The organism is Micromonospora sp. BL1 (assembly GCF_003667485.1).
Lineage (GTDB): Bacteria > Actinomycetota > Actinomycetes > Mycobacteriales > Micromonosporaceae > Micromonospora > Micromonospora tulbaghiae.
On sequence record NZ_RCVK01000254.1, the window covers coordinates 1 to 17873 of the forward strand.

Annotated in this window: 22 protein-coding genes; 12 read left to right on the plus strand and 10 right to left on the minus strand. The window is 75.3% G+C overall.

From position 1 onward, the window contains the following. The 7 genes from EAD96_RS17380 to EAD96_RS17410 all read left to right on the plus strand — a co-directional run. Positions 1 to 323 (plus strand): winged helix-turn-helix domain-containing protein (locus EAD96_RS17380; protein WP_233585922.1); only part of this gene is annotated, 323 nt, incomplete at its 5' end. 291 nt (positions 324 to 614) lie between these two features. After that, positions 615 to 1226 carry a winged helix-turn-helix domain-containing protein gene (locus EAD96_RS17385; RefSeq protein WP_120570122.1) on the plus strand — a complete coding sequence of 204 codons (612 nt, stop codon included), beginning with the start codon at positions 615 to 617 and terminating at the stop codon, positions 1224 to 1226. A 98-nt stretch (positions 1227 to 1324) separates the two neighbouring features. Then, entirely contained in the window at positions 1325 to 1954 is a 630-nt protein-coding gene (locus EAD96_RS17390) for a uridine kinase (protein ID WP_121685063.1), read from the plus strand. Between the two features lie 182 nt (positions 1955 to 2136). After that, entirely contained in the window at positions 2137 to 2535 is a 399-nt protein-coding gene (locus tag EAD96_RS17395; protein WP_013286049.1) for a TraR/DksA C4-type zinc finger protein, read from the plus strand. Positions 2536 to 2582: 47 nt separating this feature from the next. Next, positions 2583 to 3452, plus strand: coding sequence for a DUF72 domain-containing protein (locus EAD96_RS17400; protein WP_120570120.1), 870 nt, complete (start codon positions 2583 to 2585; stop codon positions 3450 to 3452). 95 nt (positions 3453 to 3547) lie between these two features. Continuing rightward, entirely contained in the window at positions 3548 to 3730 is a 183-nt protein-coding gene (locus tag EAD96_RS17405; protein ID WP_013476990.1) for a hypothetical protein, read from the plus strand. 5 nt (positions 3731 to 3735) lie between these two features. Continuing rightward, a complete protein-coding gene (locus tag EAD96_RS17410; RefSeq protein ID WP_120573804.1) occupies positions 3736 to 4164 on the plus strand; it encodes a DUF2267 domain-containing protein in 429 nt (142 codons plus the stop codon). Here EAD96_RS17410 and EAD96_RS17415 read toward each other — a convergent pair. Together EAD96_RS17415 and EAD96_RS17420 are read right to left on the minus strand one after the other, a co-directional pair. Beyond that, on the minus strand, positions 4149 to 4958 hold the full coding sequence (locus EAD96_RS17415; RefSeq protein ID WP_121685064.1) for a DUF72 domain-containing protein: 810 nt from the start codon (positions 4956 to 4958) through the stop codon (positions 4149 to 4151). The genes EAD96_RS17410 and EAD96_RS17415 overlap by 16 nt on opposite strands. A 10-nt stretch (positions 4959 to 4968) precedes the next feature. Beyond that, the gene (locus EAD96_RS17420) at positions 4969 to 5712 is read right to left on the minus strand and encodes a PIG-L deacetylase family protein (RefSeq protein WP_121685065.1); all 744 of its coding nucleotides are present in this window, start codon (positions 5710 to 5712) and stop codon (positions 4969 to 4971) included. A 185-nt stretch (positions 5713 to 5897) separates the two neighbouring features. Here EAD96_RS17420 and EAD96_RS17425 point away from each other — a divergent pair, with 185 nt between their 5' ends. Together EAD96_RS17425 and EAD96_RS17430 are read left to right on the plus strand one after the other, a co-directional pair. Continuing rightward, complete coding sequence (locus tag EAD96_RS17425; RefSeq protein ID WP_013476987.1) at positions 5898 to 6200, plus strand: hypothetical protein; 303 nt, start codon at positions 5898 to 5900, stop codon at positions 6198 to 6200. Between the two features lie 3 nt (positions 6201 to 6203). After that, positions 6204 to 7481, plus strand: coding sequence for a cupin domain-containing protein (locus tag EAD96_RS17430; protein WP_121685066.1), 1278 nt, complete (start codon positions 6204 to 6206; stop codon positions 7479 to 7481). 96 nt (positions 7482 to 7577) lie between these two features. Here the strand turns inward: EAD96_RS17430 and EAD96_RS17435 are convergent, their stop codons facing one another. From EAD96_RS17435 to EAD96_RS17455, 5 genes are all read right to left on the minus strand, one after another. Further along, on the minus strand, positions 7578 to 8249 hold the full coding sequence (locus EAD96_RS17435; RefSeq protein WP_120570115.1) for a hypothetical protein: 672 nt from the start codon (positions 8247 to 8249) through the stop codon (positions 7578 to 7580). Continuing rightward, positions 8246 to 10918, minus strand: coding sequence for an FtsK/SpoIIIE domain-containing protein (locus EAD96_RS17440; RefSeq protein WP_121685067.1), 2673 nt, complete (start codon positions 10916 to 10918; stop codon positions 8246 to 8248). The genes EAD96_RS17435 and EAD96_RS17440 overlap by 4 nt, the downstream gene beginning before the upstream one ends. Then, entirely contained in the window at positions 10911 to 11789 is an 879-nt protein-coding gene (locus EAD96_RS17445; protein ID WP_120570113.1) for a hypothetical protein, read from the minus strand. The genes EAD96_RS17440 and EAD96_RS17445 overlap by 8 nt, the downstream gene beginning before the upstream one ends. Positions 11790 to 11798: 9 nt before the next feature. Further along, positions 11799 to 12059, minus strand: a complete 261-nt coding sequence (locus EAD96_RS17450; protein WP_091428014.1) for a hypothetical protein — start codon at positions 12057 to 12059, stop codon at positions 11799 to 11801. 186 nt (positions 12060 to 12245) lie between these two features. Then, the gene (locus EAD96_RS17455; RefSeq protein ID WP_120570112.1) at positions 12246 to 12623 is read right to left on the minus strand and encodes a hypothetical protein; all 378 of its coding nucleotides are present in this window, start codon (positions 12621 to 12623) and stop codon (positions 12246 to 12248) included. A gap of 111 nt (positions 12624 to 12734) precedes the next feature. Here EAD96_RS17455 and EAD96_RS17460 point away from each other — a divergent pair, with 111 nt between their 5' ends. From EAD96_RS17460 to EAD96_RS17470, 3 genes are all read left to right on the plus strand, one after another. Continuing rightward, positions 12735 to 15284: an ATP-dependent Clp protease ATP-binding subunit gene (locus EAD96_RS17460; protein ID WP_121685068.1), complete on the plus strand. Its 2550-nt coding sequence runs from the start codon at positions 12735 to 12737 to the stop codon at positions 15282 to 15284. 62 nt (positions 15285 to 15346) lie between these two features. Next, a complete protein-coding gene (locus EAD96_RS31215) occupies positions 15347 to 15514 on the plus strand; it encodes a hypothetical protein (RefSeq protein ID WP_162959103.1) in 168 nt (55 codons plus the stop codon). Next, positions 15514 to 15864 carry a DUF3140 domain-containing protein gene (locus tag EAD96_RS17470; RefSeq protein WP_120570109.1) on the plus strand — a complete coding sequence of 117 codons (351 nt, stop codon included), beginning with the start codon at positions 15514 to 15516 and terminating at the stop codon, positions 15862 to 15864. Before EAD96_RS31215 ends, EAD96_RS17470 begins: the two co-directional genes overlap by 1 nt. Before the next feature lie 46 nt (positions 15865 to 15910). On the opposite strand, the gene EAD96_RS17475 is transcribed toward EAD96_RS17470, so the two are convergent. Genes EAD96_RS17475 through EAD96_RS17485 form a run of 3 tightly spaced genes read right to left on the minus strand, consistent with a single transcriptional unit; the run spans position 15911 to position 17819 of the window. Then, entirely contained in the window at positions 15911 to 16147 is a 237-nt protein-coding gene (locus EAD96_RS17475) for a hypothetical protein (protein ID WP_120570108.1), read from the minus strand. 20 nt (positions 16148 to 16167) lie between these two features. After that, on the minus strand, positions 16168 to 17154 hold the full coding sequence (locus EAD96_RS17480; RefSeq protein WP_047893392.1) for a LysR family transcriptional regulator: 987 nt from the start codon (positions 17152 to 17154) through the stop codon (positions 16168 to 16170). A 47-nt stretch (positions 17155 to 17201) separates the two neighbouring features. Then, on the minus strand, positions 17202 to 17819 hold the full coding sequence (locus EAD96_RS17485; RefSeq protein ID WP_121685086.1) for a hemerythrin domain-containing protein: 618 nt from the start codon (positions 17817 to 17819) through the stop codon (positions 17202 to 17204). Positions 17820 to 17873: the final 54 nt, after the last annotated feature.

Below are 17873 nucleotides of genomic sequence, written 5' to 3' on the forward strand. Positions count from 1 at the left end.
CCCCCGCGGCGCCCGCCCCCGGCGGCGTGCGCATCCTCACCGGCACCCGGCGCGTCCGCCACGGCGGCGCCGAGATCCCGCTGACCCGCATCGAGTACGACCTGCTGCTGTTCCTCACCGAACATCCCCGCCGGGTGTTCACCCGACTGCAACTTCTCGCGAACGTCTGGGGCTACGAGCACGCCGTGGCGCGCACCGTCGACGTCCACGTCCGCCGGCTGCGGGCCAAGTTCGGGCCGGACACGCCGCTGGTGACCACCGTGTACGGCGTGGGCTACCGCCTCGCCGACGACGCCGAGATCGTCGTGGACCGCGACGCCTGACCTCGGCCGACCGGCACGCGGCGCACCCGGACCCGGGGTGCGCCGCGTTCACGTCCGCCGCTGATCCGCCATTGTGAACCCCCGGGGAGACCCCCCGTACCACCGCGAAACGGTGCTCTGCTGTAATCAACGGGCCTCGCACGCAGAGCGAGCGCACGGCTGCGATGTGTTCGTCAAATGTCACATTCATGCAACGCGGCCGCCCCTTGACCCTCGCAGAGACGCCGGGAAGCATCGATGAAGCGGCGTCCCGGGCCGTGGGGAGATACCCGGACCAGCCCAAGGAGGACCATGTCGGTCAGCCCCGCCTCGTCGCGCGCCGGATGGCATACGTCCCAACCCGCGGTCCCCGGTCGTCCCCCCGGCGGCCAGCGCCGTCCCGCCAACACCGCTGCCGCGCCCATGCTCACCGTCACCCTCACCATCCCCCTGGCCTGCGAGGAGTCGCTCACCCCGGCCGCCCGCCGGCTGCTCGACGCCGCCCGCGAGATGCTCGAACGCGGCGACGCGGTGGTCAGCGCGGGCACGGTCCCGGCCGAACGCCGGCCCGACGCCGTCCCGGCCGGCCGCGCTCCGGCGCGCCCGCTCGCCCCGACCATCCCGACCCTGCACATCCTCGCGTCGTCCCGGTCGGTGCTGCGTGACGGCGAGCCGCTGCCGCTGACCCGCCTGGAGTTCGACCTGCTGCTGCACCTGGTCGCCCACCCGCGCCGGGTGTTCACCCGGCTGCAACTGCTCAACGCGGTCTGGGGGTACGAGCACGCCGGCGTCCGCACCGTCGACGTGCACGTGCGCCGGCTGCGCGGCAAGGTCGGCGTGGACGTCCCGCTCGTCACCACCGTCTACGGCGTCGGCTACCGGCTCGCCGACGACGCCCGGGTCACCATCGACCGCACCGGCTGACCACCGGGACCACCACCCGCCGACCGCCGCCGGACGGAGCCCCGACCGCCCGGAGCGATCATGTGGTGACCCGCCCGCCCGCGCGGCAGGATGGTCCGATGCGCGTGCGCCCGATCAGCCCCGACCTGCTCGTCACCGAGCTGGCCGAGCGTCTCGCCCGCACCGGGACGCCCGGCCGGCTGCGGGTCGCCGTGGACGGCCCGCCCGCCGCCCGGCCGGACGCGCTCGCCGAAGCGCTCGTCGACCCGCTGCGCGCCGCCGGCCGGCCGGTGCTGCACGTGCGCGCCGACGACTTCCTCCGCCCCGCCTCGGTGCGCCTGGAGCACGGCCGCACCAACCCGGACGCGTACTACGAGAGCTGGCTCGACGAACCGGGACTGCGCCGCGAGGTGCTCGACCCGGCCGGCCCGGACGGCTCCGGCCGGCTGCTGCCGTCGCTGTGGGACGCCGCCGCCGACCGGGCCAGCCGCGCCGCGTACGTGGACCTGCCGCCCGGCGGGGTGGTGCTGGTCAGCGGCGCGCTGCTGCTCGGCGGCGCGCTGCCCTTCGACGTCACCGTCCACCTCGTGCTCTCCCCGTCGGCGCTCACGCGGCGCACCGATCCCGCGCTGCGCTGGACCCTGCCCGCCTTCGCCCGCTACGCCGACGAGGTCGTCCCCGCGTCCTTCGCCGACGTGGTGGTCCGGGCCGACGACCCGCGTCGTCCGGCACTCGTCGAGGCCGCCTGACCAGGGGCTGCGGACTCACCGGAAACACTCAGGAAACAGCCGGTTTGGCCCGCCGTGGGCGGGGGTAATCGCCCGGCTCACAGAGCACGGGTGATCTCGTCGCCCGCGCTCGCACAGTCGGACCGGGTCCGGGGCGCTGGCCGCCCCGGTCCGGTATGAGGACGTAGGAAAGGCAGGCAGCGATGCTCGTCCACGACACGACAGCCACCGGCCGCTCCCAGGCGGAGGTCGACCAGATCCGGCAGTCCCTGCGGTCGCGGTACGACGAGCTGACCGCCGAGTACGAGCAGACCGTGGCGCAGAGCCAGGTGCTGCGGCTGGTCGAGGTCGGCGACACCGCCGGCGACGACCAGGCCGACAGCGGCACCAAGACCGCCGAGCGGGACACCGCGCAGTCGCTGCTGCGGACCATCCTGGACCGGCGGGCCCAGTTCGAGCACGCGCTGACCCGCCTGGACGAGGGCACCTACGGCTTCTGCGAGGGCTGCACCGCGCCCATCCCGGTGGAGCGGCTGGAGATCTTCCCGTCCGCCACCTCCTGCGTGGCCTGCAAGCAGACCCGGGAGCGGCGGGCGGCCTGAACGCCGTTCCGGTTGCCGGTCGGTCCCCGACGCGGTGAACTGCCCCCATGGGTGACATCAAGGTGGGCACCGCCTCGTGGACCGACCGGACGCTGCTCGACTCCGGCTGGTACCCGGCGAGCGCCGACACGCCGGAGAAACGGCTGTCCTACTACGCCCGGCAGTTCCCGCTGGTCGAGGTGGACGCCACCTACTACTCGCCGCCGGCCGAGCGGACCGCCCGGCTGTGGGCCGAGCGCACGCCGGCCGGGTTCACGTTCAACGTCAAGGCGTTCAGCCTGCTGACCGGCCACCCCACCCGCGTCTCCGCGCTCTACAAGGACCTCCGCCCGGACACGGACAAGCGCAACGTCTACCCGGACGACCTGCCCGCGCAGGCGTACGAGGAGGTCTGGACCCGGTTCCTGTCCGCCCTCGACCCGCTCGTCGAGGCCGGCAAGCTGGGCGCGCTGCTGTTCCAGTTCCCGCCCTGGTTCACCATCAAGCGGGCCAACAAGCAGTACCTGCTGGAGGTGGAGCGGCGGTGCGCGCCGCTGCGCCCGGTCTTCGAGTTCCGGCACGCGTCCTGGTTCGACGGCGACAACGCCGAGGAGACGCTCGGGTTCCTGCGCGAGCACGAGCTGCCGTTCGTCTGTGTGGACATGCCGCAGGGACACAAGTCGTCCGTCCCGCCGGTGCTGGCGGCCACCGCGGACCTCGCGGTGGTCCGGTTCCATGGGCACAGCGACAAGTGGACCAGCAAGGACATCCACGAGAAGTTCGGCTACGACTACTCCAAGCGGGAACTGCGCGACTGGGCGCCGAAGCTGCGCGAGCTGGCCGGCCAGACCGGGCAGACGCACGTGCTGATGAACAACTGCTACCAGGACTACGCGCAGCGCAACGCCACCACACTCGCCGGCCTGCTGGACGCCTGAGCGTCTCACCCGGTACGGGTGAGGTCCGCTCACCCGCCCCCGGCGCAGCATGGACCGTGGGCGCCGGCTCGGGCGCCGCGACGAGGAGGTGGGTCATGACGGTACGGGTGGTGGCGGACCGACGCCGCGGTGGCGTACTGCACGTGGTCGGCAGCTCCGAGGCGGCACGGCGGGGCGAACGGCCCGGCCGGTTCAGCCCGACCCGGCTGTGGCGGGGCCCCAGCGGTCCGCCGCGCCGCGCCGACGACCGACGCTGGGAGACCGAAGCACGGGGGTGAGCCCGATGGCCGAACAGCTGTTGTCCGCGTTCGAGTCCTCGCTGGACAAGACGAACGTGATCCTCAAGGAGATCGAGTCCGCGTACGGCTGGCCGAAGGAACGGCGCAACCAGTCCTACGCCGCGCTGCGTACCGTGCTGCACCTGTTGCGGGACCGGCTGCCGGTGCAGGAGAGCACCGAGTTCGCCCAGCAGTTGCCGGTGCTGGTGCGCGGGATCTACTTCGACGGCTGGCAGCCGGAGAACGTGCCGATCAAGCTCAACCGCGACGACTTCCTGTACGAGGTGCGCCAGGGCTTCCCGTACGACGCCGAGGGCGGCGCGCAGCGGGTGGTGCAGGTCGTGCTGGACACGCTGCGCCGGCACGTGACCCAGGGCGAGTGGGAGGACGTGAAGGCCACCATGCCGGGTGACCTGCGTCAGATGATTCCCTGATCCGGCACCGGACCGGCCCGTCCCGCCCCCTCGGCGGGGCGGGCCGCGGGCGTCCGGGACACCGGCAGCCCGGCCCGCCGGGCCAGCCCGGCGAACGCGACCGCGTCGACGATCGCCGCGCCACCCGGGTCGTTGTTGAAGTAGACGTACGCCGGCTCGCCGTCGCCGAACGCCCCGGCCAGCCGGCGCACCCAGCCGGCCAGCGCGGCGCGCCCGTAGCGCGGCCACTGCCGTGCCCGGCCCTCGTGCAGCCGCAGGTAACCGAAGTCGGTGGTGCGCCACAGCGGGGTGACCGGCCGGCTGAGCCGGTCGGCCCAGACCAGCGCCGCCCGGTGCCGCTCCAGCACCCGCCGGGTGTCGTCGGTCCACCACGACGGATGCCGCGGCTCCACCGCCACCCGCACGTCGGCGGGAAACCGGCGCAGCACGTCGGCCAGCGCGTCCGGGTCGGCGCGCAGCGTCGGCGGGAGCTGCACCAGCACCGGCCCCAGCCGGTCGCCCAGCCCGGACGCCCGGTCCAGGAACCGGGCCACCGGCTCGGCCGGGTCGCGCAACCGCTTCACGTGGGTCAGGTAGCGGCTCATCTTCACCGCCACGCAGAAGTCGCCGGGCGTACGCTCCCGCCACGCGACGAACGTGTCCCGCTCCGGCAGCCGGTAGAACGCGTTGTTCACCTCGACGGTGGCGAACCGCGCGGCGAAGTGCTCCAGCCAGCGCCGCTGCGGCAGCCCGGCCGGGTAGAACCGCTCCCGCCAGTCCCGGTACTGCCAGCCCGACGTGCCGACCAGGAACATCGCCGCAGCCCTACTGAAGGTTGATCGGGAAGACCTCGAACGTGGCGCCGAACCGCGCGCCGAGCCGGCGCCCGGCCGGCCGGGCCATGCCCTCCAGGAACTCCTCGGCGTCGAAGCTGCCGTCGCCGAGCCCGCTCAGGTACGCCCCGTGCGCCCGCAGCGACGCCACGCCCCGGTCGAACGTGTCGCTCACGTCCACCCCGTGCCGGGCTGCCGGCGACCCGGCCGCCCACACCTCGCGCACCCGCGACCACGGCTGGATGCCGTCGGTGAGCTGCTCCGGGAAGATCCAGCGGTTGCCGGCGTCGCGGACCGCGTCCAGCGTGGCCCGGCCGCAGGCGATGTGGTCGGCCTGGTTCAGCGCGTACGCACCGTCCCAGGTCTCCCGGAAGTTGTTCGTCAGCACCACGTCCGGCCGGTGCCGGCGCACCACGGCGGCGATCGCCCGGCGCAGCGGCACGCCGTACTCCAGCAGCCCGTCGGGCAGGCCGAGGAACTCGACGGCCGACACTCCCACCACGGCGGCGGAGGCGCGCTGCTCCTCCTCGCGCACCACCCGGGCGCGCTCCGGCGACATCCCGTCGATGCCCGCCTCGCCGCTGGTGAGCAGGCAGTAGACGACCTCCTTGCCCTGCCCGGTCCAGCGGGCCACCGCGGCGGCGGCGCCGAACTCCAGGTCGTCGGGGTGTGCCACCACGGCGAGCGCCCGCTGCCAGTCCTCGGTCAGCGGGGTGAGCGGCTCCGGCTGCGTCACGTGCGTCTCCTCGCGTCGTCCTCCCGCCATCCTGGCATCCACCCGTCCCGGCCGCTTGCCCCGCGAACCGTCCGTACGGCGGCGTCCGGGCGTCTACGGTGTGGTTAGAGAAGATCGGGCGTGGGGTACCACCCGCTGCACACGGACCCCGGCACCACGCGGGGCGGCACACCGAGGGAGCACCCATGGCATTGAACGACGACGACATCCAGAGCAGCGGCGGCAGCGGCCTGGAGGGCCCGGCCGACGGCGGTGCGACCCCGGGTCAGCACGACGGTGGCGCGGACGGCGGCGCGGAGGGCCCGGCCGACGGCGGCGCGACCCCGGGTCAGCACGACGGTGGCGCGGACGGCGGCGCGGAGGGCCCGGCCGACGGCGGCGCGACCCCGGGTCAGCACGACGGTGGCGCGGACGGCAGCGCGGAGGGCCCGGCCGACGGCGGCGCGACCCCCGGCCAGCGCGACGGCGGCGCCGACGGCAGCGCCTGACACATGAGCACGACGCACGTCGACCCGCCGGGTGGCCACGGCCGCCCGGCGGTTCCGTTCTCCGCGACCGAGGCGCTGGCCCGGTGCGTGGCGGTGGAGCCGGCCAAGTTCGCCGCCGACCACTGGGGGCGCAGCCCGCTGCTGTCCCGCGCCGCCGAACTGCCCAACCCGGACGGCTTCACCGACCTGCTCAGCCCCGCCGACGCCGACGAGCTGCTCAGCCGCCGCGGCCTGCGTACCCCGTTCCTGCGGGTCGCCAAGGACGGCCAGCTCGTGCCGGCGGCGCGGTTCACCGGCGGCGGTGGCGCCGGCGCCGAGATCGGCGACCAGGTCCTCGACGAGAAGGTGCTGGCGCTGTACGCCGACGGCGCCACGCTGGTGTTGCAGGGCCTGCACCGCACCTGGCCGGCGCTCGTCGACTTCGCCCGTGACCTGGGCACCGCGCTGGCCCAGCCGTTGCAGGTGAACGCCTACCTGACGCCGGCCGGCAGTCAGGGCTTCGCCACCCACTACGACACGCACGACGTGTTCGTGCTGCAGGTGGACGGGCGCAAGCACTGGCGGATCCACCCGCCGGTGCTGGCCGACCCGCTGGAGCGCCAGCCCTGGGGCGGCCGGGCCGACGAGGTCTCCGCGACCGCCGACGGGCGCCCCGAGCTGGACGTCGTGCTCGAACCGGGCGACGCGCTCTACCTTCCGCGCGGCTGGCTGCACAGCGCCCAGGCGCAGGACTCCAGCTCGCTGCACCTGACCGTGGGCATCCGGGCGCTGACCCGGTACGCCGTGGTCGAGGAACTGCTCGCGCTCGCCGCCGAGGACGCGCGGCTGCGCGCGAGCCTGCCGTTCGGGCTCGACCTGGCCGACGCGGACGCGATCGAGCCGGAGCTGACCGAGACCGTCGAGGCGCTGCGCGACTGGCTGCTGCGGGCCGACCCGGCGGCGGTGGCCGGCCGGCTGCGCGCCCGGGTCTGGCCGGCCGCCCGCCCGGCGCCGATCCGGCCGCTGGCCCAGGCGCAGGCGCTGGCCCGGCTCACGGCGGACAGCGAGGTGGCGGTGCGCGGCGGCCTGCGCTGGCAGCTCACCCCGGCCGCCGGCGGACGGGTCACGCTGCGCGTGCCCGACCGGACGCTCACGCTGCCCGGCACCTGCGAGGCGGCGCTGCGCGCCCTGCTCACCGGTGAGGTGACGAGGGTCGGTGACCTGCCCGGCCTCGACGACGACGCCGACCGCCTGGTGCTGGCCCGCCGCCTCCTGAAGGAGGCCGTCCTGACCCCCGCCTGACGGGCGCGATCATGAGGTTGACCGGCGGCGCGACGGCGTGTCGCGCCGCCAACCTCATGATCGACGGCCGGAGAGGGGGCGCGTGGGGAGGGACGGTCAGCGGGTGTAGGTCACCGTCAGCAGGAGCAGGGTCGTGACCAGGCCGGAGGCGGCCACCAGGATCATCGGGCGCGGGGTCAGCACCGCGTGGCGGCGGTCGGCCAGCAGCCGGGCCGGCGCCAGCCCGATCACCGGGCCGAGCAGCGTCACCACCAGCGCCAGCACCGGCAGGCCCACCGCCAGGTCACCGCTGGAACCGGCGGCCAGCGCCCGCGCACCCACCCCCAGCGCGTACGCCACCAGCGCCCCGCCGATCCCGCACGCGACCAGCAGCGGGTTCACCGAGCCGGGCAGCTCACCCGGCGCCCCGGTGCGGTCCAGCAGCTCCCGGACCGCCCGCAGCAGCGGCACCGGATCACCGGCGGCGCCGCGTACCGGGCCGGGCGGGTCACCGAGCCGCCGGGCGCCCATGCCCAGCCGCGCCCGCAACTGCGCCCACAGGTGAGTGACCTCGCCGTCGACGCGCTCCACCAGCCGGGACGCCTCGGCCACCTCCGCCTCGGCCTGCCGCACCTGCTCCTCCGCCTCGGCCACCGCCCGGCCGGCGGCGGCCACCTGCTGGGCGTACCAGGTGTGCGCCTCGGCCCGCTGGGCGGACACCCGGGCGGTCAGCTCGGCGAGCCGGCGGATCTGCGCGTTGTACGTCTCACTGGCAACCGGTTCGTTCATCGGGAGGGACCATAAGGGATGATCACCTGTCCGGTGCGGTGCACCGCCCGGTCGAAGTACAGACCGCGCCACGGCCGGGGATACCAGTCCGGCCCGCCGCTGCCCGGATACAGCGAGGAGCCCAGCTCACCGCCCTGCACGTCCAGCGCCACCCAGGCGCCGATCTGATCCGTGCGCGCGCCCGCGCCGCCGAGGTCGACCCGCATCCGGGCCACCCCACGCCACCACGCCAGCACGTGCGTACGCCGTTCCGGCCCGTCGTGCAGGATCCGGCGCAACTGCTCCAGCCCGGTGCGCGTACCGGCCTTGCCGGCCAGCGCCGCGGCCGCCGCGTCCACCGCGTACAGCAGCAGGAAGTGCGGGGTACGCGCCGCACCCGGCGCGCCCAGCCCGTCACCCACCTCGGCCATCAGCTCCGGCACCGTCTCCTCGTCGTACCAGGAGGCGTCGCCTTCCAGGTCCTCGTACAGGGCGCGGGCCGCCGGGTCGGCGTCCGGGTCCAGGCAGGCGATCGAGAACCGGGCGGTGCCGGGCCGGTACTGCCGGGCCAGCGACCGGGCGGCGGCGTCGAGCACCGCGCACGCCTCGTCCACCCGGGTGCCCAGCACGGCGAGGTTGCGGCCCGGCGCGCGGGGCAGCCGCAGCGCCGCCGAGCGGGCCTGCACGTCGATGATCTCGCCGAGCAGCGCCACCGGGCTGCGCGGCACGCCCTGCTCCGGCGCGGTCAGCGCGCGGAAGTCCGGCGCTTCGGCCAGCTTCGGGATCGCGTCGCCGTCGAACAGCCGGGCCGGCGCGGCGTCCTGCGGGCGCATCCGCCACAGCCGGTGCTGAAGCTCGCTCCACGTCTCCCAGTCGCTGGCCGACGGGATCCGGGCCACCTCGTTCCCCTCGGCCAGGCCCGACTCGGCGTTGATCACCGCGTGGTGGCGGGGCAGCGACTGCGCCGCGTCGTTGCGCTCGGCCAGGATGCGCAGCGCCTTCGGCAGCGCGATCCGCAGCGTGAACTGGGCGACGAGCGCGGGCCGGCCCCACAGGGCCTCGATGCCGCGCACGTCCTGCGAGGCGAGCACCAGGTGGATGCCCTGCGACCGGCCCCGCCGGGCCAGGTCCTCCAGCAGGTCGGCGGCCTCCCGGGCGACCACGTCCCGGCCGGCGAGCAGCGCCTGGAACTCGTCGACCACCGCCACGATGCGCGGCCAGTGCCCCTCCGGGTCCACCGCGCGCAGCTCCGCCAGCTTGGTGACCTCGTGCTTCTTCGCCGCGTCGGCGCGGCGGCGCAGCTCCTCGGCGAGGAAGCGCAGCAGCGCCAGCCCGAACTCCCGGTCGGTGTTCACGTTGATGCCGACCAGCCGCATGTGCGGCAGCCAGCTCGGGTCGCGGCGGCCCTGCGCGAACCGGGCGAAGGACACACCCTCCTTGAAGTCGAGCAGGTAGAACTCCAGCTCGGCGGGGGAGTAGCGGGCGGCGAGCGCGCCGATCCAAGCGAAGATCAGGTTCGTCTTGCCGGTGCCGGACGGGCCGCCGATCAACGCGTGCGGCGGGTAGTCGCCGAGCGTGAGCAGCACCTGCCGCCCGTGCGGGCCCTCGCCGACCGGCGCGCTGAGCCCGTGCGCCGAGTCCTCCCGCCAGTACTCGTCCGGCGGCGGGAGCAGGTCGGTGAACGGCGTCGGCGGCGGGCCGGCGGCCACCCGGGACGCGACGGTGCGGCACGTCTCGGTGACCAGGGCGGGCGGCGGCGGCGCGTCGAGCACCACCGGCAGCCCGGCCACCCGGGCGTCGTCCCGCTCCACGGTGATCCGGGTGACGGTCGGGTCGTCCGGCAGCTCGATGCCGCGGACCACCAGGTGCACGCCGCAGGCCGCGCCGGTACGCACCACCCGGTCGAGCTGGCCGCGCTCGTGCCGGGACAGCTCGTCGCCGCCGAGCAGCACCGCCACTCGCCACGGCTCCGGGCGGCGTCCGGTCGCGGCGGCCAGCTCGCGCAGCGAGCCGTACTCACCGGCGAGCACCGTGGCGTTGATCCGGCGGATCTGCTCCACCAGGTCGTCCAGCAGCCGGCCCAGCCCGCCCGGCCCGACGAACGTGAGCAGCCCGGCCGTGCCGAGCGGCGCGAACCCGGCCAGGCCGCCGCCCAGGTGTTCCGGGTCGTACCCGTAGAGCCGCACCGCGCCCGGGTCGGCCCGCCCGACCGAGCGCAGCAGCAGCGCGGGCACCACGGCGGCCAGCCCGTCCCGGTCGCCGCCGGCCAGGTGCGCGTGCCCGGCGTCCAGCAGCGGGACCAGCGCCGGCACCGGTTCGGCGCCGTCGAGGCGTACCGTGCCGACGCGCAACGCGCCGGGCGGCTCGGACCGGCCGGCGGGCGTGGCCTGCCAGCGGTCCCAGGGCGCGGACGCCGCGCCGGGCGCCTCCCGCTGTGCCGCGGCGGCGGCCCGGCGGGCCAGCTCGGCGAGGCGGGCGGTGTGCCGGGCGTCGATCTCGGCCAGGCGCCGGTCGCGGGCGGCGCCCACCCGGGCGGGCACCGCGGCGGCGGCCTTGCGGGTACGGGCCAGCCGGTCCCGCCCGGCGGCCAGCTCGGCCTCGGCGGCGGTGAGCCGGGTACGGGTGGCGCCCAGGGCCTCGGAGAGCATCCCCCGGACCCGCGTCACCAGTCGAGCGCGGACGTCAGCCACGGGACGGCTCCCGATCGTCGGTGTCCTTGGGCAGGTCCCGGCCGAGCCGGTCGAGCAGTACGCCGGCGAGCACGCCCGCGGTGACCGCCGGGTCGGCCGCGTGCGGCTGCTCCGCGTCGTCGTCGCGGCGCGGCGGGGGCATCCGGCACACCCGGGTCAGCAGCGTGTCCAGCACCGGCCGCGGCAGCCCGGGCAGCAGGTCGCGGACCCGGGAGTCCAGCGCCCCGCGCAGCCGGGGCAGGTCGTCCGCGCGGGGCGGATGGCCGAGCAGCTCACCGGCCAGCTCGCGCAGCAGCGGCGGGGTGATCGCGGCCAGCCCCAGCCCCACGTCGGCGTGCGCCCGGCGCAACTCGCGGTGCAGCCGGTCCCGGTCGCCGGAGCGGATCCCGGCCACCACCCGGCGCAGCAGCTCGTGGGAGTCCTCGACGCGCTCGTCCGGCTCGTCCGGCGCGCCCTCCCGGCCGCCGGTCAGCTCCGCCACCCGCACCGCCCACCAGCGCCGTACCGCCGGCTGCTCACCCGGCTCGGCGGCCGGGCCCGGTGCGGGCGGGTCCTCGCCGCGAGGCGTGTCGTGCCGGGGCGGCCGCTCGCCCGGCGGCGCCGGCCGTGCGCCGTCCGGCGCCAGCCCGATCGCGGCCAGGTACGCGGTGAGCTGCTCCTGCGCCACACGCAGCGCGTAGCCCGCGGTCTCGGCGTGCTCGGTGGCCGAGGACAGCTCCGGCACCCCCATCGGGTCGGACGACTCCTGGCGCACCCAGCGCAGCCGCTCCTGCGCCTGGCCGAGCTTCTCCAGCGCGGCGGCGAGCTGTGCCAGCGGCAGTTCCTCGGCGGCGGCGCGCACCTGCGCGCCGATGTCCTCGACGATGGACACAGGCCGGCCTCAGAGCGTCGCGACGTAGATCTGAGCCTGCTCCACCGCGACGAGTGTCGCGGCCAGACACTCCTCCAACTCCTGGCCGGCCTGTGTCAACGAGGCCTGGGCCGCCTCGACCGTCTCGTGGCCGCTGCCCTCCAGCGCGCCGGCCAGCGTCTGCTGCGCCTCGGCCAGCTTCTCGCCGGCCGCCTGCACCGCTGTCTGGCCGTCACCGATCTGCTGGAGAGCGACATCGATGGCGGCCTTCAGCTCGGCGACGCTCGCCACGGGGACCTCCTGGGGGCGGAAGAGATCTCCATTACAACCCATCCCGGCGGGTGGACGAACATCCACCCTCGCGGCGTTGCGGCCCCGGTGTCCGGTTCCGGCCCTGACGTGCGCGAAGAGTCCGGCACACGGGATCGGGCAGTCCCGCCGGCGGACTCCTCGGTCCTGCTGACGGGACCAGGTGACCTAGCGGACCAGCCAGCGCGGGCCGCGTACCTCCGCGCCCAGCGCGGTCACCCGCTCGCGCAGCTCCCGGTCGGCGGTGACCACCACCCGCCGCCGGTCCGGCGCGGCGGCGACCAGCTCGACCATCGTGTCGTCGCCGGAGCCGGGCGCGGAGACGACCTCCACGCCGGGCGCGGGCGCCACGTGCCGGGCCGCGCCCTCCACCACCAGCACCACCTGCACCGGCGGCGGCAGCTCCGGCGGCACCCCCGCCTCCCCGACGGGCGCCAGCGCGTCGCGCAGCCGGACCGCCGCGCCGGCCCGGTCCCGCCACCAGCCGTCCGGGCGCGAGCCCACCACGTTCGCGCCGTCCACGATCAGCAGCGGTCTGCTCTCCATGCCCCCAGCCTGCCATCCGGTGGCGTTTGTCGCGCCGACCGCCGGGTAGCCACCGCCGACCGTGCCGCGCGTGCCGGGTGCCGGTCGTGCCGACTGACTGCGGAGGACGAGATGATGGGACCGGGTGACTTCGGCAACGACCCCTGGGACGAGTTCCTGGCCCGATACTTCGGCCGGGGCGAGGGGGGACGCCGGCCGGCGCACCGGGTCGACATCACCCGCCTGATGACCGCCGACGCCCGGGAGATGCTCGCCGACGCGGCCCGCCGCGCCGCGCAGAAGCACAGCAACGACCTGGACACCGACCACCTGCTCTGGGCGGCGTTGCAGCGCGAGCCGCTGCGCGACCTGGTCCGCCGGGCCGGCGCCGACCCGGACGCGCTGCTGGGCGCGCTGGGCGGGCGCGGTGAGGGCGCGCCGCGCGGCGAGGTGCCGCCGAACCTGTCGCTGACCCCGGCCGCGAAGCGGGCGCTGCTCGACGCCCACCAGCTGTCCCGCGCGATGGGCGCCAACTACATCGGTCCCGAGCACATCCTGATGGCGCTGCCGCTGAACCCCGAGTCGCCGGCCGGCCGGATGCTCGCCGCCGGCCGGATCCAGCCCGAGTCGTTGCAGGCGGCCAGCGCCGAGCGCGGCGCGACGAACGCCCCGCGCCCGGACCGCGGCACCCCGACGCTCGACCAGTACGGCCAGGACCTCACCGAGCTGGCCCGGATGGACCAGATCGACCCGGTGGTCGGCCGGGCCGACGAGATCGAGCAGGCGGTGGAGATCCTGTCCCGGCGCACCAAGAACAACCCGGTGCTGATCGGCGAGGCCGGTGTCGGCAAGACCGCGATCGTGGAGGGCCTCGCGGAGCGGATCTGCGACGGCGACGTGCCGCAGACGCTGATCGGCAAGCGGGTGATCCAGCTCGACCTGTCCGGCCTGGTCGCCGGCACCCGCTACCGGGGCGACTTCGAGGAGCGGCTGAAGAAGGTGATCGACGAGATCCGCGCCCACCGCGAGGAGCTGATCATCTTCCTGGACGAGATCCACACGCTGGTCGGCGCGGGCGGCGCCGGCAGCGAGGGTGGGATGGACGCCTCGAACATGCTCAAGCCGGCCCTGGCGCGCGGCGAGCTGCGGGTGATCGGCGCGACCACGCTCGACGAGTACCGGCGCAGCATCGAGAAGGACGCCGCGCTGGCCCGCCGGTTCCAGCCGGTGCTGGTGCCCGAGCCGACAGTCGACGACACCATCTCGATCCTGCGCGGCCTGCGCGACCGGTACGAGGCGCACCACCAGGTCCGGTTCACCGACGAGGCGCTGGTGGCCGCCGCGGAGCTGTCCGACCGGTACGTCACCGACCGGTTCCTGCCGGACAAGGCGATCGACCTGATCGACCAGGCCGGCGCCCGGGTGCGGCTGCGCACCCGTACCCCCGCCGAGGACGTGCGCGAGCTGGAGCAGCAGCTCGACGAGACGCGCCGGGACAAGGAGCAGGCGGTCTCCGACGAGCAGTACGAGCGGGCCTCCGCGCTGCGCGACCGGCTCGCCGAACTGGAGGACCAGGTCCGCCGCGCCCGTGGCGACGAGGGGCCGAGCCACGTGCCCGAGGTGGGGCCGACGGAGATCGCCGAGGTGGTCTCCCGGGCCACCGGCATCCCGGTCACCCAGCTCACCGAGGAGGAACGCGACCGGCTGCTGCGCCTGGAGGGGCACCTGCACGAGAAGGTGATCGGGCAGGACGACGCGGTCACCGCCGTCGCCGAGGCGGTACGCCGGTCCCGTACCGGCCTGGCCGACCCGGAGCGGCCGATGGGCAGTTTCCTGTTCCTCGGCCCGACCGGCGTGGGCAAGACCGAGCTGGCCCGGGCGCTGGCCGAGGCGCTGTTCGGCGAGGCGGACCGGATGGTCCGGGTGGACATGAGCGAGTTCCAGGAACGGCACACGGTCAGCCGGCTGGTCGGCGCCCCGCCCGGATACGTCGGCTACGAGGAGGCCGGCCAGCTCACCGAGGCGGTACGCCGCCGCCCGTACGCGGTGGTGCTGCTCGACGAGATCGAGAAGGCGCACCCGGACGTGTTCAACATCCTGCTCCAGGTGCTCGACGACGGCCGGCTCACCGACAGCCAGGGCCGTACCGTGAACTTCAAGAACACCGTCCTGATCATGACCAGCAACCTCGGCTCGGAGCTGATCACCGGCACCCAGCGCACCGTCGGGTTCGCCACCGGCGCGCCCGGCGAGCAGGAGAGCGACGAGTTGCGGGAGCGGCTGATGCGCCGGCTCCAGGAGAACTTCCGCCCGGAGTTCCTCAACCGCATCGACGAGGTGATCATCTTCCAGCGGCTGGAGGCCGAGCAGCTGCGCCAGATCACCGGGCTGCTGCTGGAGGAGACCCGCCGCCGCATGCACGCCCAGGACATCCAGGTCGACTTCAGCACCGCCGGCGTCGACTGGCTCGCCGAACACGGCTACCAGCCCGAGTTCGGCGCCCGCCCGCTGCGCCGGGTGATCCAGCGCGAGGTCGACAACCGGCTGTCCCGGATGCTGCTGGAGCACGAGGTCTCACCGGGGCAGAAGGTCACCGTCGACACCCGCGACGGCCAGCTCGTCTTCGACGTCGCCGCCGGTGAGCGCGGCTACACGCCGGCCACCACGTCCCATCCCCGATGACCGGCCGGGGCCCGTCCCGGCCGGACCGGGACGGGCCGTCACCGAAGGACCGGAGGGCGGACATGACCGAACCCGAGGAAGTCCCCGACGACACCGGGGCCGGTGAACCGATCGAGGCGGCCCCGACCGCGAACCCGGCCCGGGTGCGGGTGCCGCCGGAGGGCCTGAAACAGCACCCACCGAACGAGGGCGAGCCGGCATCCGGGCCGCCGCCGGGAGAGGAGGCGTGATGGTACGCGAGGCGCGACTCGACCCCGAGGTCGAGGTGATCTGGGACGACTTCCACGCCGAGGTGAACGTGCCCTCCGAGACGCTGCGGCAGTGGCTGCTGACCCGCGGCTCGGGGGAGGAGGCGTTCGGCCCGGATCCGGACCTCGACCTGCCCGAGCCGGGCCGGCAGATCCTCGCCGTGCTGCGCAAGCGCAAGGTGGACCTCACGCCGGAGGACATCGAGGTGATGCAGGAGGCGATCACCCGGATCCGGGAGCTGACCGCGCAGCGGCCACGCCGGGGCAACGCCGACGACGAGTGGCGGCACGCCCTGCTCGACCTCGGCCACGACGTACTCGTCGAACGCTGAGCCGGTACGACGGCGCCCGGGCGGACCACCGCCCGGGCGCCGCCGGCTACTCCGACTCCAGGCTGGGCAGCCGCAGCCCGGCCGCGTCCGCCGCGGCCTGCCGGTCGGCCCGGGCGCGTTCCTCGCGGCTGAGCAGGTTGGCGTACTCGGTCACGTCGGCCGGACCCGGCACCTCCGGCAACCGGCGCAGGAACGCCTCCACCTCGGCGGAGGCGCTGGTGTGCGCGGTGGCCGCCTGGCGCAGCAGCTCCCGCTGGTCGGCGGCCGGATACAGATCAGTCATGTCGCCGGTGATACCCGGGTTCAGGCGATTCGCACCCCGCCCGAGCCGTTGGGCTGCACACCGAACTCCGGGTGCGCCAGCAGCCACCCCAGGTATTCCGGATGGTTCGCCAGCGCGTCGGTGTACGCCGCGACCGCCGCCGCCAGCACCGGCTCGGCCACCGCCGCGGCCGGCACGTCCGGATGCCAGCCCAGCAGCAGCCGCCAGCGCAGCGGCGTGCCGGCGAGCCGGCGGGTGACCAGCCCGGCCACCGGACGGAACGTGGCCTGGCACAACGCCACCGCCTCGCCCGCGTCCACCAGGTCCAGCGCGGCCCGCACGTCCGCCTCGTACACCTTCTTCGGGGTGAAGCCGGCGCGGGCACAGGCGGCGGCGAAGCAGTCGCCGAAGCAGCCGTCGCCCGGCGCGGCGACCCACCGCTCGCGCCGCAGGTCGACCAGGTCGACCTCGGCGTGGCCGGCCAGCGGGTGGGTCTGCGGCAGCAGCACGCAGATCGGCTCGACCGCCACCTCCCGCCAGCTCAGCCCGAACCCCGCCGACGGCGTCGAGTCGCCGCACACGCCGGTCAGCGCGAAGTCGAGCCGGCCACCGGCCACCATCTGCGCCAGCTCGTCCACCGACCAGGAGCCGTACGTGGTGATCTGCGCGTCGGGCCGCTCGGCGGCGAGCCGGTGCACCAGCCGACCCAGGATCGGGCTGTTCACCCCGCCGAAGCGGTACCGGCGCAGCGGATCGCCCGCACCGGCCATCCGGGCCGCCTCGTCCCGCAGGCCCTTCATCGCCGGCAGCAGCACCCGCGCCCGGTCCAGCACCAGCTCACCCAGCGCGGTGGGACGGGCGCCGCGGCGGTCCCGTTCGAACAACGGCCCGCCCAGCGCCCGTTCGATCCGCTGAAGCTGGGCGGTCAGCGCCGGCTGGGCCAGGCCGAGCGCCGAGGCGGCCTTGGTGACGCTCCCCGTCTCCGCGATCGCGCAGACCACACGCAGGTGTCGCAGCTCCAGATCCATACCGTGACGGTAGGACCACGAACCGATACACGGAAGGGGCGATCGGCTCACCCCTCGCGCGGATGCTCCAGGTCGCTCAGCCGGGTACGCCGTCCGGTGACCGCGTCGCGCACCTTGTCCAGCACCCCGACCGCCGGTTCGACGATCTTGTTCCAGGGCGGGGTGGCGGGCGTGCCGGGGTGCGGGCGGGTCGGCGCCGCCTCCTCCGCGATCTCCCACCGGTTGCCCAGCCGGATCAGATCGGCGTCGCTGGCCACCTCGCGCAGCGGCGTGACCAGCGCCGCGACACGGCTGACGTGCCGGCGGACCCGGTCGGCCACGTCCGCGACCGCCGGGTCGTCCGCCCCGGACAGCTCCTTGAGCGCGGTCAGCAGCCCGGCGTCGGCTTCGATCTCCCGCTCGACCAGCTCGGCGGCGTCCGGCATCGCGGCGCGGGCGGCCGGGAACAGGTACTGCTCCTCGGCGGACAGGTGCCGGGACACCGCGGCGGTCAGGACGTCGAGCACCTCGCGCCGGCCGGCCGCGTCCAGCGCCGGATCGGTGACCCGGTCGGCCAGCCCCAGCAGCGCCCGGTGCTCGGTGTCCACGAGGTCGGCGACGCTGCGCCCACCCGGCCGGTACGCGTCGTCGGCGGTGGGCGGCAGCGGCGGCAGGGGGACGGTCATGGTGCCCTCCTCGTGACGGCCGGAGTCGATGTCCGGGCGGTCCGGCGGTACCCG